General features: G+C 72.2%; 19 protein-coding genes. 12 read left to right on the top strand and 7 right to left on the bottom strand.

The window, feature by feature from the left end:
• Position 1: 1 nt before the first annotated feature.
• The 4 genes from ACIPXC_RS03945 to ACIPXC_RS03960 form a co-directional block, all read right to left on the bottom strand.
• Positions 2-631, bottom strand: coding sequence for a TetR/AcrR family transcriptional regulator (locus ACIPXC_RS03945; RefSeq protein ID WP_401613248.1), 630 nt, complete (start codon positions 629-631; stop codon positions 2-4).
• Positions 632-801: 170 nt separating this feature from the next.
• Positions 802-1,452 (bottom strand): phosphatase PAP2 family protein, encoded by a 651-nt coding sequence (locus tag ACIPXC_RS03950; RefSeq protein WP_401613250.1) that lies wholly within the window; start codon positions 1,450-1,452, stop codon positions 802-804.
• A 46-nt stretch (positions 1,453-1,498) separates the two neighbouring features.
• Positions 1,499-2,437 (bottom strand): M56 family metallopeptidase, encoded by a 939-nt coding sequence (locus tag ACIPXC_RS03955; RefSeq protein WP_401613252.1) that lies wholly within the window; start codon positions 2,435-2,437, stop codon positions 1,499-1,501.
• A gap of 82 nt (positions 2,438-2,519) precedes the next feature.
• Positions 2,520-3,095 carry a DUF5134 domain-containing protein gene (locus tag ACIPXC_RS03960; protein WP_401613254.1) on the bottom strand — a complete coding sequence of 192 codons (576 nt, stop codon included), beginning with the start codon at positions 3,093-3,095 and terminating at the stop codon, positions 2,520-2,522.
• Between the two features lie 130 nt (positions 3,096-3,225).
• On the opposite strand from ACIPXC_RS03960, the gene ACIPXC_RS03965 reads away from it, so the two are divergent.
• The gene (locus ACIPXC_RS03965) at positions 3,226-3,765 is read left to right on the top strand and encodes a GNAT family N-acetyltransferase (RefSeq protein ID WP_401613256.1); all 540 of its coding nucleotides are present in this window, start codon (positions 3,226-3,228) and stop codon (positions 3,763-3,765) included.
• Between the two features lie 14 nt (positions 3,766-3,779).
• Here ACIPXC_RS03965 and ACIPXC_RS03970 read toward each other — a convergent pair whose 3' ends face one another.
• A complete protein-coding gene (locus tag ACIPXC_RS03970) occupies positions 3,780-4,469 on the bottom strand; it encodes a glycerophosphodiester phosphodiesterase (RefSeq protein ID WP_401613258.1) in 690 nt (229 codons plus the stop codon).
• A gap of 104 nt (positions 4,470-4,573) precedes the next feature.
• Here ACIPXC_RS03970 and ACIPXC_RS03975 point away from each other — a divergent pair, with 104 nt between their 5' ends.
• From ACIPXC_RS03975 to ACIPXC_RS04000, 6 genes are all read left to right on the top strand, one after another.
• The gene (locus ACIPXC_RS03975) at positions 4,574-5,146 is read left to right on the top strand and encodes an alpha/beta hydrolase fold domain-containing protein (protein ID WP_401613260.1); all 573 of its coding nucleotides are present in this window, start codon (positions 4,574-4,576) and stop codon (positions 5,144-5,146) included.
• A gap of 81 nt (positions 5,147-5,227) precedes the next feature.
• Positions 5,228-6,634: a DUF6421 family protein gene (locus ACIPXC_RS03980; RefSeq protein WP_401613262.1), complete on the top strand. Its 1,407-nt coding sequence runs from the start codon at positions 5,228-5,230 to the stop codon at positions 6,632-6,634.
• Between the two features lie 26 nt (positions 6,635-6,660).
• On the top strand, positions 6,661-7,422 hold the full coding sequence (locus ACIPXC_RS03985; protein WP_030961537.1) for an SDR family NAD(P)-dependent oxidoreductase: 762 nt from the start codon (positions 6,661-6,663) through the stop codon (positions 7,420-7,422).
• Complete coding sequence (locus ACIPXC_RS03990; protein ID WP_401613264.1) at positions 7,419-8,480, top strand: threonine aldolase family protein; 1,062 nt, start codon at positions 7,419-7,421, stop codon at positions 8,478-8,480. The genes ACIPXC_RS03985 and ACIPXC_RS03990 overlap by 4 nt, the downstream gene beginning before the upstream one ends.
• An 85-nt stretch (positions 8,481-8,565) precedes the next feature.
• Positions 8,566-9,165 carry a transglutaminase family protein gene (locus ACIPXC_RS03995; RefSeq protein WP_401613266.1) on the top strand — a complete coding sequence of 200 codons (600 nt, stop codon included), beginning with the start codon at positions 8,566-8,568 and terminating at the stop codon, positions 9,163-9,165.
• A 149-nt stretch (positions 9,166-9,314) separates the two neighbouring features.
• A complete protein-coding gene (locus tag ACIPXC_RS04000; protein WP_401613268.1) occupies positions 9,315-9,716 on the top strand; it encodes a hypothetical protein in 402 nt (133 codons plus the stop codon).
• Positions 9,717-9,743: 27 nt separating this feature from the next.
• On the opposite strand, the gene ACIPXC_RS04005 is transcribed toward ACIPXC_RS04000, so the two are convergent.
• The gene (locus ACIPXC_RS04005) at positions 9,744-10,466 is read right to left on the bottom strand and encodes a lysophospholipid acyltransferase family protein (protein WP_401613270.1); all 723 of its coding nucleotides are present in this window, start codon (positions 10,464-10,466) and stop codon (positions 9,744-9,746) included.
• A gap of 202 nt (positions 10,467-10,668) precedes the next feature.
• Between ACIPXC_RS04005 and ACIPXC_RS04010 the strand changes: the two genes are divergently transcribed.
• The 5 genes from ACIPXC_RS04010 (at position 10,669) to ACIPXC_RS04030 (ending at position 15,474) form a co-directional block, all read left to right on the top strand.
• The gene (locus ACIPXC_RS04010) at positions 10,669-11,067 is read left to right on the top strand and encodes a TlpA family protein disulfide reductase (protein ID WP_401613272.1); all 399 of its coding nucleotides are present in this window, start codon (positions 10,669-10,671) and stop codon (positions 11,065-11,067) included.
• A 376-nt stretch (positions 11,068-11,443) separates the two neighbouring features.
• Positions 11,444-11,983: a flavin reductase family protein gene (locus ACIPXC_RS04015; protein WP_401613274.1), complete on the top strand. Its 540-nt coding sequence runs from the start codon at positions 11,444-11,446 to the stop codon at positions 11,981-11,983.
• Between the two features lie 200 nt (positions 11,984-12,183).
• Positions 12,184-12,972 carry an electron transfer flavoprotein subunit beta/FixA family protein gene (locus ACIPXC_RS04020; protein ID WP_030845538.1) on the top strand — a complete coding sequence of 263 codons (789 nt, stop codon included), beginning with the start codon at positions 12,184-12,186 and terminating at the stop codon, positions 12,970-12,972.
• A gap of 59 nt (positions 12,973-13,031) precedes the next feature.
• Complete coding sequence (locus ACIPXC_RS04025) at positions 13,032-13,994, top strand: electron transfer flavoprotein subunit alpha/FixB family protein (RefSeq protein WP_401613276.1); 963 nt, start codon at positions 13,032-13,034, stop codon at positions 13,992-13,994.
• Positions 13,995-14,175: 181 nt separating this feature from the next.
• Entirely contained in the window at positions 14,176-15,474 is a 1,299-nt protein-coding gene (locus ACIPXC_RS04030) for a DUF6986 family protein (protein WP_401613278.1), read from the top strand.
• Positions 15,475-15,690: 216 nt separating this feature from the next.
• Here ACIPXC_RS04030 and ACIPXC_RS04035 read toward each other — a convergent pair whose 3' ends face one another.
• Positions 15,691-16,677 (bottom strand): LacI family DNA-binding transcriptional regulator, encoded by a 987-nt coding sequence (locus ACIPXC_RS04035; RefSeq protein WP_401613525.1) that lies wholly within the window; start codon positions 16,675-16,677, stop codon positions 15,691-15,693.
• Between the last annotated feature and the right edge of the window lie 173 nt (positions 16,678-16,850).

The following is a 16,850-nucleotide window of genomic DNA, read 5'->3' on the forward strand; positions in this document are numbered from 1 at the left end:
GTCACAGGTGTGAGGGGAACGTTCCGCCGGGCGGCCCGCCGTCCGGCGGAACACCGAGGTCCCAGTCCAGCCCGTAGCGCTGGAACAGCTCCGCCCGCAGCCGGGCGGCCGGCATCGGCGCCCCGGGCAGCAGCACCGCCACCACCGCGCCCATCAGCAGGGCGCGCAGCAGCGGGTAGTCCGCGTCCACGTCCTGCGAGCCGTACCGGGCGACGGTGTCCCGCAGCAACTCGGCCAGCCGTTGCTGCTCCGGGCACTGCACGAAGCCCTCGGCCGTGAGGATGCCCGCCATGTGCGTCCGCATCAGCAGCGGTTCGTCCCGGGCGAGGCCCAGGATCGCGTCGATGGCCCGCGCCAGCCGCTCGCGCCCGTCCTCGCTGCGGGGCTCCCGCTCCAGCGCGGCGCACAGGGTGAGGTGCATCAGCCGGTGCACGGCCGACTGCAGCAACTGCCGTTTGCCCGGGAAGTAGTACGAGACCAGGCCGCGCGCCGCGCCCGCCCGGTCGGCGATGTCGCCGAGGGTCGTCGCCTCGTAGCCGCGCTCGGCGACGAGCTCCACCGTGGACCGCAGCAGCCGTTCCCGGGAACGTCTGCGCAATTCTTCATTGACCGATGCGCTGCGCGGGGACATGCTTACTCCTGCGTTGACTGGCTCTCGGCCAATATACTCAGCGCACGGGGTCGCCTGCTCTGGGTGACACGGGGGATCATCCAGGGCAGGCCACGCCACTCGGCGGCCCGCCCCGGCTCCACGGGCCCGGCAGCGCGCCTTCAGGCCGGGTCCCGGCCCCGGGACCCGCCTCACCGTTCCTGCGTTCCACCCACGGGTCTGCGGCCGCGGACGCGCGCCGACGCCGCGAGGACCACCACGGCGGTGCCCAGCAGCCAGCCCGCCAGCACGTCGGAGAACCAGTGCACACCGAGGTAGAGCCGGGTGAAGCCGACACCGAGCACCGTGACGGCCGCCGACGCCCAGGCGGCCGGGTCCCACCCCGGGGACGGGCGGGGCATCAGCCACAGCAGCATCCCGCAGACCACCGTCGCCGTCAGGGCGTGGCCGGACGGGTAGGCCGCGTAGTGCGCCCAGTCCACCGGGTCCGACCACACCGGACGCTCCCGGCCCACCGCCGCCTTCAGCCCCTGCTGCACCACTGATGCCGCCACCACGGCCAACGCCACCCGCAGGGCCCGCTCGCGGTCGTCGCGCCGCCACAGCAGGAAGCAGGCCACGGCGGCCAGCACCCGCATGGCCCACGGGTCCCAGACCCAGTCGGACAGCACCCGCATGGACCGCGTGACCCCGGGGTGGGCGACGGCGTGGGCGTGCAGGTCCCGGGCCACCCGTTCGTCGTAGGCCAGGAGGGGCTGCCAGCCCGCCACCACCAGGGCGGTCAGTACCGCCACGAACAGCACGCAGCCGATCCCCACCCAACGAAATAGATCGTTCCGCATAGGGCGATCCTTGCACCGGCCCCGGGCGGACGGCGCCGGGCGCGCACTACGCCAGCGCGCTCAGCCCCGGTACGAAGGCGACCAGCAAGGGGATCGCCGGCACCAGCGTGGCCAGCGCCGTCAGCCGCAGCCGACGGCCCGGCGAGAGCCTGGGCGCGGCCGACAGCAGCCTGCGCACCCGCTGCGGGACGTGCGCCTCCGGCGCGGAGGAGGCCGCGAACACCCCGCGGTCCTCGTTGAGCCCGACGAGCGCCAGCGCGACCGTCAGCCGGCCGAACCGCCGTGAGGCCACGTCGTCCGCGGCCAGCTCCACCAGCCGGTGCATCTCCGCCTCGAAGGCGGCGAAGACCGGTACTTGCGGGAAGCCCCGGGACAGCGCCCGCGAACAGTGCAGCAGCCAGTCGTGGCGGGCCGTCGCGTGCCCCTGCTCGTGTGCCATCACGGCGTCCAGCTGGCTGCCCTTGAGCCGTCCCAGCGCCGCCGTCGTGACCACCAGCTGCGGAGCCGCGCCCGGCAGCCACCAGGCGTCCGGCCGCGGACCCTCCAGTACGACGAGCCGCGCACCGGCGGGGTCCTCCCCGGGCAGCAGCGGGGCCCGCTCCAGCAGTTCGCTGCCCTGCGCGCGCCGCCGGGCCCGCGCCCGCAGCACCTCGCCGGTCAGCATCGCCCCCGTCCACAGGCCGCCGCCCGCGAGGGCGAGGGCGGTCGCGGCGGCCCAGGGGCCGCCGGACGCGCCGAGGGCGTAGGCGTCGACCACCCCGTGCGGGGCGGCGGCGAAGAGCCGGCCCCGGACCGCCTGCCAGGCCGCGGCGGCGCTCAGCAGCATGGACAGTCCGAAGCACAGCAGCACCGCGCCGACGACGCACTGCCACACCCACAGGGCCACGACCGGCTCGCGTTCGGGCCACTGGGCCCGGGCCAGCAGGCGGGGGGCGAGCAGCGCGGTCAGGGCGCCGAGCACAAGGAGGGCGGCGGGGACCATCATGGTTACCAGCCTATGAGCGAGCGGCTACCTGCGGGTACGAGACGGGGGCATTGGTGACGCAGGACACGTTTCGCCGGCCCCGTCACATCGACAGCAGCATCGCCAACATCCCCATTCCCATGGCGAGTCGGCAGGCCCTGACGAGCTCCGTGGGCGCGCCGGGCGCGGGCACGGGCACGGGCATGGGCACCGGCGACGCGGACGGGACGGAGGACGCCGGGACCGGACCTCCCGCGGTGAGCAGCCGCGTTCCGCCGAGCACCACGTAACCGGCGTAGTAGAGCAGGAGGCTCCCGGTCAGCAGCGGCAGCCCCGCGCCGTGCCCGTGACCGCCCCCGGAGACCGCCGCGACGGTCATGTACACCATCGTCAGCGAACCCAGGAGGTGGTGGGCGTGGTGCGCCCCGCCCCGCAGCAGCCACAGGGCGTGCAGGGCCGCGGCGCAGAAGACCACGCCGAGCACGGGCGTCCGCCATGCGCCGCCGCCCCCGAGGGGCACCGCCATCAGCGCCATGCCGAACCCCATCACCGCCTCCCCGGCGGCGGCCCCGCTCCACCCGTGCGCCCGCCGCAGGCAGTACGCGCCGCTCACCGCGCACAGGAGCACCAGCAGCCAGGAGGAGAGGGTGGCGGACAGGGACGAGGCGGATCCGTGCACGGCGGAACCTCCCGGTTCGTCGGCGTCACCGGGAAAGATGCCCTCCTCACACAGTGCTCACGCGGCCCCGGGATAGGCTCTCCCCGCCGTCCCCGGCATGTCATATGCCGCAGCACCGAACGGAGCGCCCATGTCGACCGCCCAGCCCGCAGCCCTCAGCTTCCGCAGCGCCGTCGAGGCGGACGTACCGGAACTGGTGGCGCTCGTGGAGTCCGCGTACCGCGGGGACGCCAGCCGGGCCGGATGGACCACCGAGGCCGACTACCTGGACGGTCAGCGCACCGACGTGGACGGGGTCCGCGCCGTCATCGACAGCCGGGACGGCGTCCTCCTCGTCGTCGAGCGGGCGGGCGAGCTCGTCGCCTGCTGCCACATCGAACACCGCGGCGACCACGCCTACTTCGGGATGTTCGCCGTCCGCCCGGGACTCCAGGGCGCCGGCCTCGGCAAGGAGATCCTCGCCGAGGCGGAGCGCCGCGCCCGCGACACGTGGGGCGCCGGGGAGATGCGGATGACGGTGGTGAACGTGCGGGAGGAGCTCATCGCCTACTACGTGCGCCGCGGCTACCGGCGCACCGGCGAGCTGAGCCCCTTCCCGTACGGCGACGAGCGCTTCGGCATCCCGCTCCGCGACGACCTCGCCTTCGAGCTCCTGGTCAAGCCGCTCTAGACGCCGTCGGCCGCTCAGGCGGTGAAGCGGCCGGTGCTGCGGATCTCCGGGAAGTCCGTGGTCACGCCGTCCAGCCCGAGCGCCCGTGCCAGCCGCAGCTGGTCCAGGGTGTTGACCGCCAGGCCGGTCATCCGCAGGCCCGCCGCGTGCGCCGCCTCCACCGCCGCCAGGGAGATCCGGTGGATGTCCAGGGCGATCGTCGCCGCGCCCGCGGCCGGCGCGCGGCTCACGACGGCTTCGGCGGCGCCGAGGGACTCCACGAACAGGGCGGTCCGCACGCCCGGCACCCGGTGGGCCGCCTCGGCGAGCACCGCCTCGTCCGTGGAGGCGATCTCGACCCGCGAGACCAGGTCGCGGCGCAGGACCAGCTCCGCGAGCGCCCCCGCCGCCGCCCGGTCCTCGACCGACACCTGAAGCGGCGAGCGGACGGCGTCCAGCACCTCCTCGAACACCGGTACACGCTCGCCCTGACCGGCGTCCAGCCCGCGCAGCTCGGCCAGGGTCAGGTCTGCCACGGCTCCCGAGCCGTCGGTGGTCCGGTCCACGTCGGGGTCGTGCACGGCGACGAGGACGCCGTCCTTGCTCAGCCGGAGGTCCAGGGCGATCCCGTCCATGCCGGAACGTTCCGCTCGGAGATACGACCGCAGGGTGTTCTCCGGTTCGACACCCATGACCCCGCGGTGACCGATGGTGAGGAAAGTCAAGGTTCTCTCGCTTCCGTCGACGGCGGCTCCCCGCGCGGTCGCGGTGTCCCGACCGGCCGCGCGCGATGAGGTCGCATGCTAGTGCGCCGCTCGTGGATGGGACCATGCGTGCACGGCCCGCCGAAGCGTCACCGACCGCTTCCCGCCAGGGTTGTGCGCCCCCGGAAGGCCGCCCGCGGCCCTGCCGCGTCACCCGGGCGTGGGCGCGTCCCCACCGGCTTGACGCCCAGCCGTCCCGGCCTGCGGGGAGAGTTCCGCCAGGTCGGCCAACAGGGCCTCGCCCAGCTCCAGTTCCGCCGGATGCTGCCGCCGAGGGCTGTTTCCCGACCGCCGCGCACATGCGCTGGTTCTGGGAGCAGTACCTCGGCCCCGGCGGTGACGGCCGGCACCCGCCGGCCTCCCCGCTGCGTGCGGACCCCGCCGGGCTGCCGCCCGCCCACCTGGTGGTCGCCGGGTGCGATCCGCTGTTGGACGACGGCCGCGCGTACCGCCACCGGCTGACGAAGAGCGGAATCCGGTCGGTTCTGGACAGCCACCCCGGCATGATCCACGGCTTCATGGGACTGGCCGGGGTACTGCCACAGGCATGTGAAGCCTTGGCGCGACTGGGCGGAGCTATCAATTCCGCCCCTACCAACGGGAAGACTTTCGGTGAAGCGGGGGGTGGCGCAGGATAATTTCCCGAATCACCTCTTGAGTAGGAGAGCCTCGCGCGCATACGCTGTGCGGACGTGAGGTTCTCCTGTGGAGGAAGTGACATGACGGAAACTCTTGTGCCGGGCGTCGGCGGTGCCGTGATATCCGCTGGGGCGCGGGTGGTCGACCACCCTGCGTGGCTCGAGCTCAAGGCCGCCGTGGAGGAGATCCGCCCCTGGCAGGCGGCCGACGGTTCCATCGACTTCGAGGCGGAGGGCGAGCACGCCCGCGCCACCGTCCTGGCCGCGGTCGAGCGCGTGATCGGCGCCGTCGAGACGCTGTCCCCGCTGCTCCCGCACGCCACCGCGTACCACGAGGCGCTCGTCGCCGACCTGCGCAAGTGGGCCGCGGACGACTTCCGCGTGCCGGACTTCCTCGACTCCCTCATGGCCTTCCACCCGGCCGCCGAGCGCGCCGACGGCCTGCAGCACCTCGTCGTCTTCCCCATGTACACGCAGAACGGCAACCCGGACCGCAACCTCGAAGCCGTCGTGCTGAAGATGGTCTGGCCCGAGTGGCTCTCCGAGCTGGAGCGCACCCGCTACGACAACCCGCTCTTCCTCGGCATCACCTTCGAGGACTTCACCCCCGGCTACGACACGCACTCCGCCGTGCTGTTCCCGGAGACCATCGCCGTCCGAGAGGCCCCCGAGCGCTTCACCTGGGGCGGCATCTTCTGCGACCGCGAGGCCGCCCGCTACCGCAAGGTGACCGCCGCCGCCGTGGACATCCTGGGCATCGACCTGCCCGAGGACATCGCGCGCATGGTCGAGGACCAGGAGCGCTGCGAGAAGGCCTTCGTCCTGTGGGACATGGTCCACGACCGCACCCACAGCCACGGCGACCTGCCGTTCGACCCGTTCATGATCAAGCAGCGCCAGCCGTTCTGGATGTACGGCCTGGAGGAGCTGCGCTGCGACCTCACCGCCTTCAAGGAGGCCGTGAAGCTGGAGTCCGAGGGCAACGAGCACGGCCGTGACGTGCAGTACGCCGTCCTCTTCGACCGGATGTTCCGCTTCCCGGTCTCCGGCGACCGCAACCGCAACTACGACGGTCTCGGCGGCCAGCTGCTCTTCGCCTACCTCCACAAGCACGACGTCGTGCGCTGGACGGACAACAAGCTGAAGATCGACTGGATGCGCGCCCCGCAGGTCACCAACCAGCTCTGCGCCGAGATCGAGGACCTCTACCGGGCCGGCATCGACCGCCCGAAGCTGGTCCACTGGTTCAAGGCCTACGAGCTCGTCTCGACCTACCTCGCCCCCCACCCGGGCTCCAAGTGGGCCAAGGGCGCCGACGCGCTCGACCTGACGCAGCCGCCGCGCAAGCTCGTCGACGACGTGCTTCCGGACGAGTTTCCGCTCAGCATGTTCTTTGAGGCGCTCGCCAAGAAGCTCAAGGGCACCATCGCCTCGACCAAGGGCATCACGGCCCTGAACGCAGAGCACGCCGAGCGGGTCGCCGCGTGAGCACTCGCCCACAGGAGGCTGCACAGATGAACGGCTCCGGGAACGGCAACGGAAAGCTGAGCGGAGCGGTGGTGGCGGTGGCCGGGGCCGGCGGGCCCGCCGGCCGCGCCGCCCTGCTCCGCCTCGCCGAGGCGGGAGCGGTGGTCGTAGCGTCCGACGCCGATCCGGCCCGGCTCGCGGAGGCCGTGGACGCGGCCCGCTACGCCCACGGCGGCGCCACCATCACCGGTGACACCGTGGACCTGCTCGACCTGGACGCCACCAAGGCCTGGGCCGAGCAGACGGAGAAGGAGTTCGGGCGGGTCGACGGACTGGTCCACCTCGTCGGAGGCTGGCGCGGCAGCAAGACGTTCACCGACGTCGACCTCGCCGACTGGGCCTTCCTGGAGAAGCTCCTGATCCGCACCGTCCAGCACACCTCGCTCGCCTTCCACGACGGGCTGCTGCGCAGCGACCGCGGGCGCTACGTCCTGGTGAGCCAGTCCGGCGCGCACAAGCCGGTCGCCAACAACGCCGCGTACAACGCGGGCAAGGCGGCGGCCGAGGCCTGGACCCTCGCCATGGCGGACTCCTTCCGCAAGGCGGGGGGTGACGAGGGTCCCGGCGCGGCAGCTGCGATCCTGGTCATCAAGGCACTGGTGCACGACGCGATGCGCGCCGAGCGTCCCAATGCGAAGTTCGCGGGCTTCACCGACGTGAAGGAGCTGGCCGAGGCCATCGCCGGCGTGTGGGAGCGGCCCGCCATCGATGTGAACGGACAGCGTCTGTGGCTCACTCCGCAACCGTGAAGACCGATGCCCGCCGGCACCACGATCCGGCAGTGCGCGGCTTCGCCAGCGACAACTACGCGGGGGTCCATCCGGAGATCCTGGAGGCCCTCGCCCTCGCCAACGGAGGTCACCAGATCTCCTACGGCGAGGACGAGTACACCGAGCACCTGCAGAAGATCATCCGCAGCCACTTCGGGGCGTACGCGGAAGCCTTCCCGGTCTTCAACGGCACCGGCGCGAACGTCACCGCCCTCCAGGCGATGACCGACCGCTGGGGTGCCGTGATCTGCGCCAAGAGCGCCCACATCAACGTGGACGAGGGCGGCGCGCCGGAGCGGATGGCCGGCCTCAAGCTGCTCGCCGTGCCCACCCCGGACGGCAAGCTCACGCCCGAGCTGATCGACCAGGAGGCCTGGGGCTTCGAGGACGAGCACCGCGCGATGCCGCAGGTCGTCTCGATCACCCAGAACACCGAGCTCGGCACGGTCTACACGCCGGACGAGATCAAGGCCATCTGCGAGCACGCCCACGGGCTCGGCATGAAGGTCCACCTCGACGGCGCCCGGATAGCCAACGCCGCGGCCTCGCTCGACGTGCCGATGCGCACCTTCACGAACACCGTCGGCGTCGACGTGCTGTCCTACGGCGGCACCAAGAACGGCATGATGTTCGGCGAGGCCATCGTCGTGCTCAACCCGGACGCGGCCCGGCAGATGAAGCACATCCGCAAGATGTCGATGCAGCTCGCGTCGAAGATGCGCTTCGTGTCGGTGCAGCTGGAAGCGCTGCTCGCCAAGGACCTGTGGCTGCGCAACGCCCGCCACGCCAACGAGATGGCGCAGCGGCTCGCGGCCGGCGTCCGCGCGACCGACGGCGTGGAGATCCTCTACCCGGTGCAGGCGAACGCGGTGTTCGCACGGCTGCCGCACGAGGTGTCCCGGCGTCTGCAGAAGCGTTACCGCTTCTACTTCTGGGACGAGGCCGCGGGTGACGTCCGCTGGATGTGCGGCTTCGACACCCAGGAGGAGGACGTCGACGGCTTCCTCCAGGCCCTGAAGGAGGAGCTCGCCCGCTAGGCGGCCGACCTCCGCAACTGCATAGGTATGCCACCCATCGTAAAATGATTGATTCGCGATGGGTGGCACACCTATGCTCCGGACCATGCAGCTGATCCAGCAGAGCCCGGACCTCCTCGCTTACTTGGCCTCGGATGAGGCCATCGACCACTGGCACCCCGCCGTGCTGGAAACGGCGGACCGCCTCTGGTCCCCTACAGGCGACGCATACTCATACGCCCAGGCCGCCTTCGAGTTCGTTCGCGACGACATCCCCCACTCGGCCGACTCCGGCGACCCGCGGGTCGCCTGGCGGGCCTCCGACGTACTGGGCACGCGCAACGGCATCTGCCACGCGAAGTCCCACGCCCTGGCCGCCCTGCTGCGCGCCCAGGGGATACCGGCCGGGCTCTGTTACCAGCGACTCGCCGACGACGACGGCTCGCACCCGCTCGTCCACGGGCTGATCGCCCTGCGCCTGCCCGGCGCGGACCGCTGGAGCCGCCTCGACCCGCGCGGCAACAGGCCCGGGGTGGACGCCCGCTTCGACCTCGCCGAGGAGCGCCTGGCCTTCCCCGTCCGCCCGGAGCTGGGCGAGGCCGACTACCCGGGGCTGTACGCGGCCCCGCATCCGGGCGTGCTCGCGGCGCTGAAGGAGTCCGCCGACCGTCAGGACCTGTGGCGAAGGCTGCCGAGCGCGCTCTAGGCGTGCCGTCCGGCGGCCGCCTGGGCTCCGCGCCCGCCGGAGGGGGGCGATCCGGGCTGTCAAGCCACGGGATGCAGGGGCGTGACGGGGGCCGGGCGGCGGGGCGTACTGGAGGTGTCCGCTTCGCCCCTCGTCCGAGGAGAACCGCCATGACCCCCACCCGACGCATGCGCCGCCCGGCCCTCTTCGCGGCCGTCACCGCCCTGGCAGCCGGTGCCGTCCTGGTCCCCACGACCGCGTTCGCCGCCCCACAGGCGGCCCCGCACGCCGTCGTGGCGGAGAAGGGCGCACCGGGCGGGAAAAGCCACGGGACGTGGCAGAAGGACGGCCCGTGGGGCAGGAAGCGTCCGGGTGAGGGCGGCTCGAACGACGGGAAGCACCATCCGGAGGAGTCGCGGTGGCAGTGCGTCACCGCCCCGTGCGGTCCTCCCGGAAAGGACGGCTCCGACCACGGGAAGCACCGCCCGAAGGAGCCGCGGTGGCAGTGCGTCACCGCCCCCTGCGGACCGCCCCGCGCCTCGGCCGACGACGGCCGGACCTACCCGGCCTGAGCCGCGGCCCAGGCCGGTGGGGCGGGCTCAGCCCGCTTCGCGGACCTCGGCCGCGGTCGGCGCCGTACCGCCCAGGTGGGCCGGCAGCCACCAGGTGTCCTCGGGGCCCCGCGGCTTCTCCGGGTACGCGCGCTGGGCCGCGTCCAGCAGCTCCTGCACCCGCTCGCGCAGCCGCCGCGTGATCGCCCCCGCGTACTGGTCGGTGGGGGCCTCGATCGGCTCGCCCACCCGCAGCGTCACGGGGATGTGGCTGCGCTTGAGGTTCTTCGGACGGCCCTTGGTCCACAGGCGCTGCGTACCCCACAGCGCCACCGGGATCAGCGGTACGCCGGCCTCCTGCGCCATGCGGGCCGCACCCGACTTGAAGCTCTTCAGGGTGAAGGACTGGGAGATCGTCGCCTCGGGGAAGACCCCGATGATCTCACCGGAGCGCAGCGAGTCCAGCGCGTGCTGGTACGCCGTCTCGCCCTGCTTGCGGTCCACCGGGATGTGCTTCATCGCGCGCATCAGCGGACCGGACACCCTGTGCCGGAACACCGACTCCTTCGCCATGAAGCGCACCAGGCGCTTCTGCGGCCGCGCCGTCAGGCCGGCGAAGATGAAGTCGAGGTAGCCGATGTGGTTCGACACCAGGACCGCACCGCCCTTGCGGGGGATGTTCTCGGTGCCCTTCATGTCGATGCGGATGTCCAGCGCGCGGAACAGTCCGTGCGCGGCGCCGATCACCGGAGGGTAGACGAGCTCAGCCATGGGGAGACCCGCTTTCTGCCTGGGGAGGTGCTCCCGGCCGGAAGTTACGGAAGCGTAGGTACGCGACCCTTGGGGATGGTGCCCCAAACGAGGGCCGCTGGCCAGTCCAGACGCTCCTGCCCGGGGAGATTCTCGTCACGCCGGGAATGTCCGGGCCCCGTCGGGTGTCCCATCCACGTACGAGCGTACGACGATCATGTGCGTGGACGAAGGCGACGGTGTGACGGGAGTGCGGGTGCTCGGGCGGGAAGACGGGCCGCAGCGCGGAGAAGGCGACGCGGGCGGCGGGGTACCGGGGTTCCTGGATCCCGCGGAACTGGGCGCGCGGCCGGGCCGCCGGGCCACCCTGGTGCAGTTCTCCAGCGCCTTCTGCCAGCCCTGCCGGGCCACGCGGCGGATCCTCGCAGAGGTGGCGGGGATGGTCGAGGGCGTCGCACACGTCGAGATCGACGCCGAGGAGCGGCTGGACCTGGTGCGGGCGCTGGGGATCGAGAAGACGCCGACCGTGCTCGTGCTGGACGCGGCCGGCCGGATCGTGCGGCGGGCGGCCGGCATGCCCCGCAAGGTCGACGTGATCGCCGCGCTCGGCGCCGCCGTATGACGAGGAGCCTGCGTATGACGAGGGGCCTGCGTATGAAGAGGGGCCTGCGCATGACGAGGAGCCTGCGTATGACGAGGAGCCTGCGCATGAAGAGCGGCGCCGCGTCCGACGGCGCTCCGCGGATCGTGGCCGCAGGACCGGACGCGCCGGTGTGCACGCCCGCACACCGCGTGACGCGTCTGACATCTGCCCGATCCCGCTTGACTGGGTCCACGGGAGATCGCCACGCTGACGGTATGCGGTATGAACTCCTGCTCCACGGACGGGTCCATGTGGACCTCGTCCGCCACGCGAGCGCGCGCTGTCCGGATCACTGAACGCCCCGGCCCTGATCCCGACTGTGCCCGCGTGTCCTGCGGCAGAAGGCAGAACCCTGATGAGTGCTCCGACCGTCCCGACGGTCCCGACGGCCGCCTCCCCCCTTTCCGGCGCCGGCCGTCCCGGCTCGCCCGACCTGCTGCGCTCCGTCTTCCGGCAGCACGCCGCCGGAGTCGCCGTGATCACGTCCCAGGACGGCGGCCGACCGGTGGGTTTCACCGCCACCTCGCTGAACTCCGTCTCCGCGGACCCGCCCCTGTTGTCCTTCACGATCGGCACCGGGGCCTCCAGCTGGCCCGCGGTGCGCGACAGCGAGTACCTGGGCGTCCACATACTCGGCGAGCACCAACGGGAGCTGGCGGGCCTCTTCGCGAGCAGCGGGGCCGACCGGTTCGGGCCGGACACCGGATGGGCCGTCGGCCCGCACGGGGTCCCGGTGCTCGACGGCGTGCTGGCGTGGCTGGTCTGCCGGGTGGTGGCGAGGGTCCCCGCCGGGGAGCACCGTGTGATCATCGCTCAGGCGGTCGTGGGCGATCCGGCCGGAGAAGGCCGTCCCCTGCTGTACCACCAGGGGCGCTTCAACGCGCTGCGCGACTGAATCGTCCCTGCTGGGGCGGGTCGGGCGGCGTTGGGCAGATCACAGTTCGCCGACCTTGCGACTTGGTGGGACCCACGGTGTACTGGCGAGTAACATTCCCTTCGGAGCGTGGCCCGCCCCGATCGGGATCCGCCCGAGAAGGCGCCTATGCTGCCTGCATAAGGCGGTACACGAAAAGACGATGCGGTAGGAGAGCCGGCGTGAGCCTGAGGATCGTTGTCTGTGTGAAGTACGTGCCCGACGCCACCGGCGACCGGCAGTTCACCGAGGACTTGACCGTCAACCGTGACGACGTCGACGGCCTGCTGTCGGAGCTCGACGAGTACGCCGTCGAGCAGGCGCTGCAGATCTCCGAGAATTCGGACGACGACGTCGAGATCACCGTGCTGACGGTGGGCCCCGAGGACGCCAAGGACGCGCTGCGCAAGGCGCTGTCGATGGGCGCCGACAAGGCCATCCACGTCGAGGACGACGACCTGCACGGCACGGACGTCATGGGCACCTCCCTGGTGCTCGCCAAGGCCATCGAGAAGGCCGGCTACGACCTGGTCATCACGGGCATGGCGTCCACCGACGGCACCATGGGCGTCCTCCCGGCGATCCTGGCCGAGCGCCTGGGTGTCCCGCAGGCCACCCTGCTCTCCGAGGTCAAGGTCGAGGACGGCACCGTGACCGGCCGCCGTGACGGCGACACCGCGAGCGAGCAGCTTCAGGCCTCCCTCCCCGCGCTCGTGTCGGTGACGGACCAGTCGGGCGAGGCCCGCTACCCGTCCTTCAAGGGCATCATGGCCGCGAAGAAGAAGCCGGTCGAGTCCTGGGACCTGGAGGACCTGGAGATCGAGGCCGACGAGGTCGGCCTGGAAGGCTCCTGGACCGCGGTCGACTCCGCGGCGCAGCGCCCGGCCCGCACCGCCGGCACGATCGTCAAGGACGAGGGCGAGGGCGGCAAGCAGCTGGCCGAGTTCCTGGCCGGCCAGAAGTTCATCTAAGAGCTTCGGCCATCCCTCAGTAGCCCCCAGACACTTCGCAATCGCAGGAGAGCAGTCCCATGGCTGAAGTTCTCGTCTACGTCGACCACGTGGACGGCGCCGTCCGCAAGCCCACCCTTGAGCTGCTGACGCTCGCCCGCCGCGTCGGCGAGCCCGTCGCCGTCGCCCTGGGCGCCGGTGCCGACGCCACCGCCGCCGTGCTCGCCGAGCACGGCGCGGTCAAGGTCCTCACCGCCGACGCCCCCGAGTTCACCGAGTACCTCGTCGTACCGAAGGTGGACGCGCTGCAGGCCGCGTACGAGGCCGTTTCCCCGGCCGCCGTGCTCGTCCCGTCCTCCGCCGAGGGCAAGGAGATCGCCGCGCGCCTGGCCGTCCGTATCGGCTCCGGCATCATCACCGACGCCGTCGACCTGGAGGCGGGTGACGAGGGACCGGTCGCGACGCAGTCCGCCTTCGCCGCCTCGTTCACCACCAAGTCCCGCGTCTCCAAGGGCACCCCGGTCATCACCGTGAAGCCGAACTCGGCCCCGGTCGAGGCCGCCCCGGCCGCCGGCGCCGTCGAGGCGCTCGCCGTCACCTTCGGCGCCCTGGCGACCGGCACCAAGGTCACCGGCCGCACCCCGCGCGAGTCGACCGGCCGTCCCGAGCTGACCGAGGCCGCGATCGTCGTCTCCGGCGGCCGTGGCGTCAACGGTGCCGAGAACTTCGGCATCATCGAGGAGCTCGCGGACTCCCTCGGCGCGGCCGTCGGCGCCTCGCGTGCCGCCGTCGACGCCGGCTGGTACCCGCACACCAACCAGGTCGGCCAGACCGGCAAGTCGGTCTCCCCGCAGCTCTACATCGCCTCGGGCATCTCGGGCGCGATCCAGCACCGGGCCGGCATGCAGACCTCGAAGACCATCGTGGCCATCAACAAGGACGCCGAGGCCCCGATCTTCGACCTGGTCGACTACGGCGTGGTCGGCGACCTCTTCACGGTCGTCCCGCAGCTGACCGCGGAGATCAAGGCGCGCCAGGGCTGACCGCCTGACCTGCGCTTCTCTTCGTAGCGCCGCCTCCCCGGGGCCGTGTGGTGATTCTCACCGCACGGCCCCGAGTCGTTTGGCCGGGACGGCCGGGGGAGCATTGACGGAGCGGAACCGCGTGACTAAATTCTGCTATGCGGATCTAAGCTTCCGTGAAGCGGAAAAAGGAGAGTGCACGATGGGTCAGCAGGAGAAGGTGGCGACGAGCCTCGCCGGCGCGGTCAGCGAGGGCATCAGCGCCTCCCTCGCGCCGGTGGACGCGGAGCTCGCGCGCCACTACCCGGGCGACCCCGGCACCCGGCAGCCCATCCACACGGTCTACGTACCCGGTGACGTCTTCGCCGCCGACACCATCCGCTCCTGGGGCGACCAGGCCCTGGCCGCGCTCGACGAGCACGCCCCGGACGCGGCCACCTTCGCCGAGGTCCTCGGCATCTCCGACGAACTCGCCGTACCGGTCTACGACCGCGTCCGCGCCAAGCTGCTGCGCGAGCCCGTCGAGGACCTCCGCGTCGACTTCGAGGACGGCTTCGGAGTCCGGTCCGACGAGGAGGAGGACCAGGCCGCGGCCCGCGCCGCCCGCCTCGTCTCGGAAGCCTTCTCCAACGGCACCAACGCGCCGTACATGGGCATCCGCATGAAGTGCATGGAGTCCAACGTCCGCGACCGCGGCATCCGCACCACCGACATCTTCCTCTCCGGTCTGCTCGAACACGGTGGCCTGCCCGAGGGCCTCGTCCTGACCCTCCCGAAGGTCACCTACGCCGAGCAGGTCAGCGCCTTCGTCAAACTGCTGGAGGCCTTCGAGACCACCCGCGGCCTGCGCCCGGGCCGCATCGGCTTCGAGATCCAGATCGAGACCAGCCAGTCCATCCTGGCCTCCGACGGCACCGCCACCGTCGCCCGGATGATCGAGGCCTCCAAGGGCCGCGCCACCGGCCTGCACTACGGCACCTTCGACTACAGCGCCTGCGTCGGCGTCTCCGCCGCCTACCAGGCCAGCGACCACCCCGCCGCCGACCACGCGAAGGCGATCATGCAGGTCGCGGCCGCCGGCACCGGCGTACGCGTCTCCGACGGCTCCACCAACGTGCTGCCCATCGGCACCACCGAGAAGGTCCACGAGGGCTGGAAGCTCCACTACGGCCTGACCCGCCGCGCCCTGGCCCGCGCCTACTACCAGGGCTGGGACATGCACCCGGCGCACCTGCCGACCCGCTACGCGGCCGTCTTCACCTTCTACCGCGAGGGCCTCGAAGCCGCCGCCGCGCGCCTGAAGGCGTACGTGGCCAAGATCGAGGGTGATGTGATGGACGAGCCCGCCACCGCCAAAGCCCTCGCCGGCTACCTGGTCCGCGGCCTCGACTGCGGCGCCGTCGGCGCCGACGAGGTCACCGCCCTGACCGGCCTGACCCGCGCCGAACTCGACGCCTTCGCGATCCCGCGCCGCTCCGCCACCCTGACGGCCACCGCCTGATCCGGCCCACGAGGTCACGACGGGCGCGGCGCCGGGTGGTCACCCGGGCCGCGCCCGCGGCCGCGGGGCCGGTCGAGGACGATCGGACCGCGCGGGGAGGCCCATGGCCGTACCGGCGCATAGCTCCGCATACGTCCTGGCCGGGAGGGCCGGGAGGGCCGGGAGCGGGGATGGGTGCCGGGCGTGCGTTCTCGGCCGTCTCCGGGCCGCGGAACATCAGCTCGTCGGGGGGAGTTCGCCCGAGCCGCGGGGGACGAGGCGGGTGGGGAGCTCGGTACGGGTCGGGGTGAGCGCGGTTCCCGCCAGACGTTGGAAGAGGCGGTCCGTGGCCACCCGGCCCAGAGCCGCCGGGTCCTGGGCGACCACGGTGACACCGGGCCGCAGCAGGTCCGCCAGTTCGAAGTCGTCGAACCCGACCAGGGCCACCGCGCGGCGGAGGGAGGCGAGGACCCGCACCACGGTGACCGTCACGCGGTTGTTGCCGGCGAAGACGGCGGTCACCGGCTCCGGGCCCCCCAGCATCGCGTTCGCCACAGGCGCGACCCGGCCCGGGTCCGTCGAGCCGAGCGACACCCAGGATCCGGCCACGGGCAGGCCCGCCTCCGCCATGGCCGCGTGGTAGCCGCGCAGGCGCTCGGTCGCCGTGTGGATGCGGGGGTGGTCCCCGATGAAGCCGATCCGGCGGTGGCCGCCCGCGATCAGGTGCGCGACACCGCCGCGGGCCCCGCCGAAGTTGTCCGACAGCACCACGTCGGCGTCGATCCGGCCGGCCGGCCGGTCCACGAACACCGTGGCCACGCCGGCCCGCATCTCCGGCTCCAGGTACCGGTGGTCGCTCCCGGCCGGGATCACGATCAGCCCGTCCACCCGGCGGGCGCACAGGGCGAGCGCCAACTCCCTTTCACGGTCCGGGTCCTCGGCGCTGGAGCCGTTGATGAGCAGTGCCCCGTGCGCGCGGGCCACCTCCTCCACGGCCCGGTTCAGCGGTCCGTAGAAGGGGTCGGCGAGGTCCTCCAGGACCAGACCGACGGTGGCGGTGCGGCCCTTGCGCAGCACGCGCGCGCTGTCGTTGCGGCGGAAGCCCAGGGCCTCGATGGCCGTGCGGACCCGTTTCTCCGTCTCCGGGGTGACGCCCGGCTCGCCGTTGACCACGCGGGACACCGTCTTCAGGCCGACGCCCGCCTGGGCCGCAACGTCCTTCATGGTCGGCCGGTTGCCGTATCGGGGGTCGGACGTGCGGCGGTTGTGGGGCACGGTCGTGCATCCTCCCTGGTACTCGGGCGAGAGTGCGGGCTCATGACCTTGAGGATAAGCACTCGACCGATAGTGAGGTTTTCGTGACAGGGTGGGGCGGGCAAGCCACTGGGGGCTCCGGA

It is taken from the genome of Streptomyces sp. NPDC090021, from assembly GCF_044748225.1.
Lineage (GTDB): Bacteria > Actinomycetota > Actinomycetes > Streptomycetales > Streptomycetaceae > Streptomyces.

What these genes read in the sequence shown, in the direction of transcription:
- ACIPXC_RS03980 (WP_401613262.1), top strand. Translation starts at nt 5,228, where the DNA reads ATGACGGAAACTCTTGTGCCGGGCGTCGGCGGTGCCGTGATATCCGCT.
- ACIPXC_RS04015 (WP_401613274.1), top strand. Translation starts at nt 11,444, where the DNA reads ATGAGTGCTCCGACCGTCCCGACGGTCCCGACGGCCGCCTCCCCCCTT.
- ACIPXC_RS04030 (WP_401613278.1), top strand. Translation starts at nt 14,176, where the DNA reads ATGGGTCAGCAGGAGAAGGTGGCGACGAGCCTCGCCGGCGCGGTCAGC.
- ACIPXC_RS03995 (WP_401613266.1), top strand. Translation starts at nt 8,566, where the DNA reads ATGCAGCTGATCCAGCAGAGCCCGGACCTCCTCGCTTACTTGGCCTCG.
- ACIPXC_RS04025 (WP_401613276.1), top strand. Translation starts at nt 13,032, where the DNA reads ATGGCTGAAGTTCTCGTCTACGTCGACCACGTGGACGGCGCCGTCCGC.
- ACIPXC_RS03945 (WP_401613248.1), bottom strand. Translation starts at nt 631, where the DNA reads ATGTCCCCGCGCAGCGCATCGGTCAATGAAGAATTGCGCAGACGTTCC.
- ACIPXC_RS03975 (WP_401613260.1), top strand. Translation starts at nt 4,574, where the DNA reads ATGCGTGCACGGCCCGCCGAAGCGTCACCGACCGCTTCCCGCCAGGGT.
- ACIPXC_RS04000 (WP_401613268.1), top strand. Translation starts at nt 9,315, where the DNA reads ATGACCCCCACCCGACGCATGCGCCGCCCGGCCCTCTTCGCGGCCGTC.
- ACIPXC_RS04005 (WP_401613270.1), bottom strand. Translation starts at nt 10,466, where the DNA reads ATGGCTGAGCTCGTCTACCCTCCGGTGATCGGCGCCGCGCACGGACTG.
- ACIPXC_RS03955 (WP_401613252.1), bottom strand. Translation starts at nt 2,437, where the DNA reads ATGATGGTCCCCGCCGCCCTCCTTGTGCTCGGCGCCCTGACCGCGCTG.
- ACIPXC_RS03965 (WP_401613256.1), top strand. Translation starts at nt 3,226, where the DNA reads ATGTCGACCGCCCAGCCCGCAGCCCTCAGCTTCCGCAGCGCCGTCGAG.
- ACIPXC_RS04035 (WP_401613525.1), bottom strand. Translation starts at nt 16,677, where the DNA reads ATGAAGGACGTTGCGGCCCAGGCGGGCGTCGGCCTGAAGACGGTGTCC.
- ACIPXC_RS03985 (WP_030961537.1), top strand. Translation starts at nt 6,661, where the DNA reads ATGAACGGCTCCGGGAACGGCAACGGAAAGCTGAGCGGAGCGGTGGTG.
- ACIPXC_RS03950 (WP_401613250.1), bottom strand. Translation starts at nt 1,452, where the DNA reads ATGCGGAACGATCTATTTCGTTGGGTGGGGATCGGCTGCGTGCTGTTC.